This window comes from Vibrio sp. 2134-1 (assembly GCF_033339495.1).
Genome location: NZ_JAWOUS010000966.1, coordinates 1 through 515, shown reverse-complemented (window position 1 = coordinate 515; position 515 = coordinate 1). Strand labels below are relative to the sequence as shown.

Sequence of the window (515 nt, the reverse complement as noted above, 5' to 3'; positions counted from 1 at the left end):
ACTAAGCATAAAAAAGCCCCAGATAGGGGCCTTAAAAATTTATAGAGAAGGGTAACTAGAAGCTCGAAGTATCTTGGAACAAGCCAACTTTAAGATCCTTCGCAACATAAATTTCTTTGCCGTCAACGCATACACGGCCGTCTGCTAGACCCATCACTAGTTTACGGTTCACAACGCGCTTCATATGAATTTCATACGTTACTTTCTTAGCAGTTGGCAGAATTTGGCCAGTAAACTTCACTTCACCAACGCCAAGAGCTCGACCTTTGCCTTTGCCGCCGACCCAACCTAAGAAGAAGCCCACTAGCTGCCACATGGCATCTAGACCGAGACAGCCTGGCATTACTGGGTCACCAGGGAAGTGACAATCGAAGAACCAAAGATCTGGAGTAATATCCAACTCTGCAAGAATTAAACCTTTACCAAAATCACCTTCTGTTTCAGACATTTTAGTAACTCGGACCATCATTAGCATGTTTGGTGCAGGAAGTTGTGGGTAGCCCGGACCAAAAAGC

At 45.0% G+C, this 515-nt stretch carries 1 protein-coding gene; it reads right to left on the bottom strand.

Annotated elements, in window-relative coordinates:
- Positions 1-55 precede the first annotated feature (55 nt).
- Positions 56-515: bifunctional 3-hydroxydecanoyl-ACP dehydratase/trans-2-decenoyl-ACP isomerase (fabA, locus tag R7R78_RS29515; protein ID WP_225475013.1), on the bottom strand; the 460-nt coding region annotated here is incomplete at its 5' end.